The organism is Armatimonas sp. (assembly GCF_043760365.1).
GTDB lineage: Bacteria > Armatimonadota > Armatimonadia > Armatimonadales > Armatimonadaceae > Armatimonas.
On the sequence record NZ_JAYUPA010000070.1, the window covers coordinates 1 to 6,651 of the forward strand.

A 6,651-nucleotide genomic window follows, 5' to 3' on the forward strand; every position below is an offset into this window, starting at 1 on the left:
CAGCGCGGTCTTGGGTTCTGGCAGAAGCTTCCCTCGACTCTCCACCAGCCGCGCCTGTTAAAAGTGGAGGATGGACATATCTACGATGTGCTGACGCACGGTAAAGGCGCGATGTACGGCTACGCGTCGCGCATTCAGGACTACAACGACCGCTGGGCGGTTGTGGCGTATGTTCGTGCGCTCCAGCTCGCTGAGACGGCTTCGGGCGCAACACCGATTGGCAATCCAACACCCGCACCCACGATACCAGCCACCGAGACTAGCGAGCCAGGAGGCGCACACTAATGAGCGAACACCAAACAACCGAAGCCCCCTCGGCGCTTCCCACGCTGACAAAGCTAGGAAATATCGCGACGGGAATGTTTATACTGGGAGGAGCGGCTCTCGCGGCAGGCTACTTCTCGGATCAGAGTGCGGGGCACAAGGTTTTTGCGGGAGCCTACCACTTCGGATTTATCTTCTGGCTGACGCTGACTCTGGGCTGTGCGACCATGACCTACTTGCACCACACGATTCGGTCACAGTGGAGTCTCTCCATCCTGAAGGTAATGGAGGCGGGCAACAAGAACATGTGGCTTATGGCGGCGTTCTTTATTCCCATCGCAATTGCGACTGTGGTGAACAAGTCCTACTTCCCCTGGGCGGATCCCGCGTTCCTAGAGAAGCTACCCATTCAGAAACAGCAGTGGTTGAACCCGACCGCGTGGCTCATTCGCGCCATTGTCTACTTTACCTTTTGGATCTGGACATTAAGCCGACTCAATGCCTCCTCTAAGGCACAAGATGCAAGTCGGGACGAGAGCCTGGCCGAAGCACGCCGTAGCTTCGCTCCCCCGATGGGCGTTCTGCATGTGATCTTATTGACGTTCGCCTTCACGGACTGGCTCATGTCATTGAACCCGATGTTCTTCTCCACGCTCTATGGGGCTTGGCACATGGCAACTGGGATTCTCATGGCGATTGCCTTCGGGACGTTTCTAACCCTTCTGATGCGTACCAAGCGCCCCTACGCTGCTGCGGTGAATCCAGCACTAACCAAAGACCTGGGCAATATGATGCTAGGCTTCACGATGATCTTTGGGTACTTTACGCTCTCGCAGTTCCTAATCATCTGGTCGGGAAACCTGCCTGAGGAGATCGTCTTCTTTGTCCAGCGTTTCGAAGGCCCTCTGGTCTTTGTTGGGCTGGCGATTGTCGTGTTCCAGTTTTTTGGCCCCTTTCTCGCACTGCTCTCCGGTAAGGCCAAACGCACTCCCGAGCTTCTGATTTGGGTTGCTGGCTGGATCTTCTGTTTCCGCATCGTGGATGTCTGGTGGCAAGTGGTGCCCTTCTTCAAGGGCCCCTCAGTGGTTCTCTCGACAATCTGGATTGATCTTGCCGCGTTGCTCTTCGTCGGCGGTATCTGGTTGATACTCTTTGTTCGAAACTTGAAACAGAATGAGCTCTTGCCGCTACACGACACTCGGCTTCAGGACACTAAACTCGCTCTGGAGGCGCATTAACCATGCATGGCTCAAACGAAATTAACGAGGGCACAATTCCTGAGCTGGGCTACGACCACCGGGATGTAAACCTATCTGTCATTGTCAGATGGATGTCTATCTTTACAATGTTTGTCGTTGTCTCGATTATTCTGATCCAGTTTGTTTTCTATCCGCTCTTCACGCCGGATTGGAAGAAGTTAGAGCGTGATGTCCCTGCGTTCGTCACGGTGCCACGCACTCCTCCGTACCCTCAGGTACAGGCGGATCCGAAGCTCGACATGGAAATTTTCAAGGCTTCCGAAGAGGGGGCGCATGAGGGTTTAGCGAAGGCAAAGGAAACGCTAGCAGCGCGAGGGATCGGGGGCATAACCGGCGAGACCCCGAAAAAGGAAGGGCATTCCTTTCCTGGAAGTGGGGACTATACGGGAGCCACGAAGCACGTCGGAGGCGAACACTGATGCTACGACGCAATTTGCTGGCCCTGCTAGCGGCGTCGGTAATGCTGGTACCGTCTGCATTTGCGCAAGGACAGTCGCAGCAGGCACAGTCTGGCTCACAGCCACGTTTTGACACGGGCATCAATGCCGCGCGTGATGTCGCGATTGACCAGAACCTAGATAAAGCGCTTCCGCTGACGGCTACGTTCCGCGATGAACTGGGACGAACTGTTGCACTAAAAGAATTCTTTGGCAAGAAGCCGGTCTGGTTAGTGCTACCGTTCTTCAAGTGCACGGGAACCTGCCCAATGATGGTGGATGGCATGATCTCCGTGATGCATGAGCCGGGACTGGGGTACCAGATCGGGCGCGATTTTGAGATCGTTGTCATTTCTATCAATCCTCGGGAGACTCCAAAGATCGCATCCGCCAAGAAACAAGAGTACATTAGTAAACTGGGCCTTGCGGGTGCGGAGAAGTCTTTTCATTTCCTAACGGGCGATGAGAAAAATATCCGGGCTGTGGCAGATGCACTAGGCTATAAATATGTCTACGATGCCAAGACGGATCAGTATGCCCACGCGAGTGCGACATTTGTGGCGACGCCCCAGGGCAAGATTTCGCGTTACCACTTCGGTGTGAGTTATTTAGCAAAAGATGTTCGCCTCTCGCTTACGGAAGCGGGAAAAGGACATATCGGAAATGTCTCAGAAAAGATCCTTCTCTTTTGCTATTTCTACGACCCACAGCGAAATACGTACGGTCTGGCAGCATTTCGGATTGTCCAGGTTCTGGGAACTTTGACCGTTTTAGCACTGGGATCGTTTATGATTATCAACTTCCGGCGAGATGCCCGGGAGCAACAGTTGACCCGAACTTCGGGTGGAGACGCCGCAACAAAGGCGTCCAACAGAGAGGCTTGATTACCGATGGGTGAAATGCCTATGCGTCCTCCGGCAGCATCGGAGTTCGCAAACAATGTGGATGTGCTCTATTTTGTGCTTGTCGCTATTACGGTGATTTTTACCGTTCTGGTGATGGGGCTGCTGATCTTCTTGGTAGCACGTTACCAACGAGGAAACAATGTCGATCGTTCGAATCCTGTGGATCACCACACGGGGCTTGAGATCGCTTGGTCTTTGCCTGCGCTTGTGCTGGGCCTAGGGATCTTTGTCTGGGCAGCCAAGCTCTTTGGCGAGGTCTACCAGCCACCAAAGAACGCCAAAGAGATCTTTGTAGTTGGCAAGCAGTGGATGTGGCACATGCAGCATGCGAATGGAATCCGGGAGAACAACGAACTCCATATTCCCGTGGACGAGCCGGTGAAGTTCACCATGATCTCGCAGGATGTCATCCATGCCTTTTATGTGCCCGAGTTTCGGATGCAGCGGCAAGTACAGCCTGGCGAGTACACTCAGATGTGGGTGAAGCCCACCAAAGTTGGAAAGTACCATATCTACTGCAACATGTACTGCGGCACGCAGCACTCCGAGATGGGGGGCTGGGTCTATGTGATGAGCCGTGCTGATTACGACAAGTGGGCCTCCAGTGGAGGGACACGCGCTGTCAGCCCTGGTGGGATCGAGTCTAAACGTGGCGGTCTGTCACTGGCGCAGCAGGGCAAGGGGCTCTACGAGAAGTACCAGTGTCTGGGCTGTCACGGAGGATCAGGCTCAGATGCTACCAAGCGCGGTCCTTCTCTAATGGGAATCTTTGGGAAGAGTCGCCAGCTTGTTAATGGCAAGGTAGTGACCGCCGACGATGCCTATCTGCGTAATGCCATTCTCTACCCGGATGAGTTTGCTCTCGCAGGTTGGCCGCAGGGGATGCCATCGTACAAAGGAGTTCTCTCTGAAGGCGACGTTTTGGCTGTCAATGCCTATATTAAGATAATGGGAACGAAGGAAGAGCCGCAAGCGGGGGCTCCCGCGCAGGAGTCTATCCCCGCGGATACGGACAACCAGCAGTTCCGCTACATGTACGGAGGAGAACAATACAGATGAGCGTAAGCACTCTGGATAGCCACGATACCCCGACAGCATCCCATGGTCATGCTCGTGCTGCACATGCAGAGAGTCCGTATGGAGTTGATAATGAGAACTACATCAACACGGATCACTCCATCAAATCCTGGTTGCTGACGGTAGACCACAAGCGCATTGCGCTTCTTTATCTCTTCTCTGTCTCGGCCTTCTTTCTGCTAGGTGGGCTGGCAGCGGGACTAGTACGCTTCGAGTTGACCGCTCCCAAGGGGCAGATTCTCTCTAGTGAGGCATACAATCGGGTGTTCTCTGCGCACGGGATCATCATGGTGTTCCTCTTCCTGGTTCCGGCAGTGCCCGCGATTCTCGCTAACTTCGCGCTGCCACTAATGATTGGTGCGCGCGATCTTGCCTTCCCACGCCTAAACCTACTGTCGTGGTACGTCTACATGACGGGGGGCACGATGATCTTGATCTCGCTGTTCTCGGGAGGTGTGGATACGGGGTGGACGTTTTACACGCCCTACTCTAGTATCTACGCGAATGGCAACGTGGCGCTGTGTCTGATGGGGGTCTTTTTCGCGGGGTTTTCGTCTATCTTTACCGGGCTGAACTTTATCGTCACGGTGCATAAGATGCGTGCTCCAGGGATGACCTGGTTTCGTCTGCCGCTGTTTGTCTGGGCGATCTACGCGACCTCGGTTATTATTATGTTGGGGACGCCCGTTGTGGCGGTGACCCTTCTCATGGTTCTTGTAGAGCGTACGCTGGGGTTCGGGCTCTTCTCGCCGGAGCTGGGAGGCGATCCGGTTCTCTTTCAGCACATGTTCTGGTTCTACTCGCACCCTGCTGTCTATATCATGATGCTTCCCGCACTAGGAATCATCAATGAGATTATTGCTGCTAACTGCAAGAAGCGCATCTTTGGTTATGAGTTTGTCGCGATGTCATCGCTGGCGATTGCTGCCTTTGGTTTTGTCGTGTGGGGTCACCACATGTTTGCAACGGCTCAGTCTATGTACTCCAGTATGATCTTCTCGATCATCTCGTTTCTGGTGGCAGTACCCTCTGCTGTGAAAGTGTTTAACTGGATTGCGACAATCTTCAAGGGAAGTGTTGAACTCTCTAGTCACATGCTGTTTGCCATTGGGTTCATTGGCCTCTTCGTTGTCGGCGGGCTTACCGGAATGTTTTTGGCAGCCCTGGCAATGGACGTTCACCTGACCGCAACCTATTTTGTGGTGGCGCACTTCCACTATGTCATGGTGGGAGGTGCACTTCTTGGTTTCATGGCGGGGCTGCACTACTGGTGGCCCAAGATGACAGGGCGGCTCTATCCCGAGTTCCCTGCCAAACTAAGTGCCATTATTCAGTTTGTTGGCTTTAACATGACTTTCTTCCCGCAGTTTATTGTGGGATATCTGGGAATGCCACGCCGCTACCACTTCTATGCACCTGAATATCAGATCTGGCACATTGCGTCAACAGCAGGCTCCACCGTTCTGGGGATCGGTTTCATGATGCCCATCTGCTACTTGACGTGGTCCTGGTTCAAAGGTCCCAAAGCGCTGGCGAATCCTTGGGGAGCTGTCGGGCTGGAGTGGACTATCCCTTCCCCGCCTGTCACGCATAACTTCCTGGAGATTCCTATCGTGACCTGGGAAGCGTACGAGTACTACGGTGAGCATCCTGCCCACGATGTCCTGGATCATGCCCACGATCACGATAGCGAGAAGATCGCTCCCGTTCGAGAGGAAACGCACGTATGAGTCTGCACGCTCTAGAGCCCAACGCGGGTGGCGAGCACACCCACGGCGCTGGTCAACGCGTCTCGATGCAGTACGAGAACATTGACCAGCAAAATGAGAGCTACCTGGTGGGCATGTGGTCGTTTCTGGTAACAGAGATCATGTTCTTCGGAGGACTGTTTCTGGCCTACTCGCTCTACCGAGTCATGTATTTCGATACCTACTTGGAAGCCCATCAGTTTCTACTCCAGTACAACTGGCTCGGGATGCACAATGGTTTTCCGTGGCTGGGGACGATCAATACCACGGTGCTACTGACTAGCTCACTCTTTATGGTGCTAGCAGTCTACAATGCCCAGATCGGGCAGCGGATCAAGACGATCCTCTGGCTGACAACGGTCGTTGGTTGTGCGCTGATCTTTATGGTCGTCAAGTACTTTGAGTACACCAACAAGCTCCATGAGGGGCTCTATCCCGACCGGAACTTCAACTACGCCCGGGCGCTCTATATCCTCAAAACAGAGCACGCTGCAGGTCACGAAGGGGGGCACGACAATCCTCGTGCCAATCGTGCTTGGACGGCGATGAAAGATGCGGAGAAAGCCGGAGCGAAACTCTCGGAGGAGGGTTTGGGAATTCCTGCAACACAGACCAGGAAGCTCGCCTCGGGGATTGATCAACGACTGACGGCTGTACCAGGCGATACGATTGCCTTCTCGGTGCCTGATGCGGCCTACACGCGCTACCAGTCTGAGTCTAATCATGCGCGTCTGTTTATGAGCATCTACTTCTCCATGACCGGGCTCCACGGAATCCACGTCTCGTTGGGAATTGTGATGATGGGGCTGCTAATACTCTTCTACTGGAAGAAGCACCCTTGTGTGGATGACTACATGCCCCTAGAGATGATAGGGCTGTACTGGCACTTTGTTGACATCGTGTGGATCTTCCTGTTCCCGCTGATGTACCTGATCTCGTAAAGGAAAGACGATGGCAGATA

The 6,651-nt window shown here is 53.8% G+C and carries 7 protein-coding genes; all 7 read left to right on the forward strand.

Annotated features, from left to right (window positions below; translation table 11 throughout):
• A partial coding sequence (locus tag ACH2EH_RS01780; protein WP_395138259.1) for a c-type cytochrome occupies positions 1-285 on the forward strand: 285 nt, incomplete at its 5' end.
• Positions 285-1,502: a hypothetical protein gene (locus ACH2EH_RS01785; protein ID WP_395138261.1), complete on the forward strand. Its 1,218-nt coding sequence runs from the start codon at positions 285-287 to the stop codon at positions 1,500-1,502. The genes ACH2EH_RS01780 and ACH2EH_RS01785, both read left to right, overlap by 1 nt.
• A 2-nt stretch (positions 1,503-1,504) precedes the next feature.
• Positions 1,505-1,942 (forward strand): hypothetical protein, encoded by a 438-nt coding sequence (locus tag ACH2EH_RS01790; RefSeq protein WP_395138264.1) that lies wholly within the window; start codon positions 1,505-1,507, stop codon positions 1,940-1,942.
• A complete protein-coding gene (locus tag ACH2EH_RS01795; protein ID WP_395138266.1) occupies positions 1,942-2,844 on the forward strand; it encodes an SCO family protein in 903 nt (300 codons plus the stop codon). The genes ACH2EH_RS01790 and ACH2EH_RS01795 overlap by 1 nt, the downstream gene beginning before the upstream one ends.
• Before the next feature lie 21 nt (positions 2,845-2,865).
• Positions 2,866-3,924 carry a cytochrome c oxidase subunit II gene (coxB, locus tag ACH2EH_RS01800; RefSeq protein ID WP_395138268.1) on the forward strand — a complete coding sequence of 353 codons (1,059 nt, stop codon included), beginning with the start codon at positions 2,866-2,868 and terminating at the stop codon, positions 3,922-3,924.
• Positions 3,921-5,672, forward strand: a complete 1,752-nt coding sequence (locus ACH2EH_RS01805; protein WP_395138271.1) for a cbb3-type cytochrome c oxidase subunit I — start codon at positions 3,921-3,923, stop codon at positions 5,670-5,672. The genes coxB and ACH2EH_RS01805 overlap by 4 nt, the downstream gene beginning before the upstream one ends.
• Positions 5,669-6,631, forward strand: a complete 963-nt coding sequence (locus ACH2EH_RS01810; protein ID WP_395138274.1) for a cytochrome c oxidase subunit 3 — start codon at positions 5,669-5,671, stop codon at positions 6,629-6,631. The genes ACH2EH_RS01805 and ACH2EH_RS01810 overlap by 4 nt, the downstream gene beginning before the upstream one ends.
• The last annotated feature ends 20 nt before the right edge of the window (positions 6,632-6,651 follow it).

Coding starts and splice junctions, on each gene's coding strand:
- ACH2EH_RS01785 (WP_395138261.1), top strand. CDS start 285: ATGAGCGAACACCAAACAACCGAAGCCCCCTCGGCGCTTCCCACGCTG.
- ACH2EH_RS01810 (WP_395138274.1), top strand. CDS start 5,669: ATGAGTCTGCACGCTCTAGAGCCCAACGCGGGTGGCGAGCACACCCAC.
- ACH2EH_RS01790 (WP_395138264.1), top strand. CDS start 1,505: ATGCATGGCTCAAACGAAATTAACGAGGGCACAATTCCTGAGCTGGGC.
- ACH2EH_RS01805 (WP_395138271.1), top strand. CDS start 3,921: ATGAGCGTAAGCACTCTGGATAGCCACGATACCCCGACAGCATCCCAT.
- coxB (WP_395138268.1), top strand. CDS start 2,866: ATGCGTCCTCCGGCAGCATCGGAGTTCGCAAACAATGTGGATGTGCTC.
- ACH2EH_RS01795 (WP_395138266.1), top strand. CDS start 1,942: ATGCTACGACGCAATTTGCTGGCCCTGCTAGCGGCGTCGGTAATGCTG.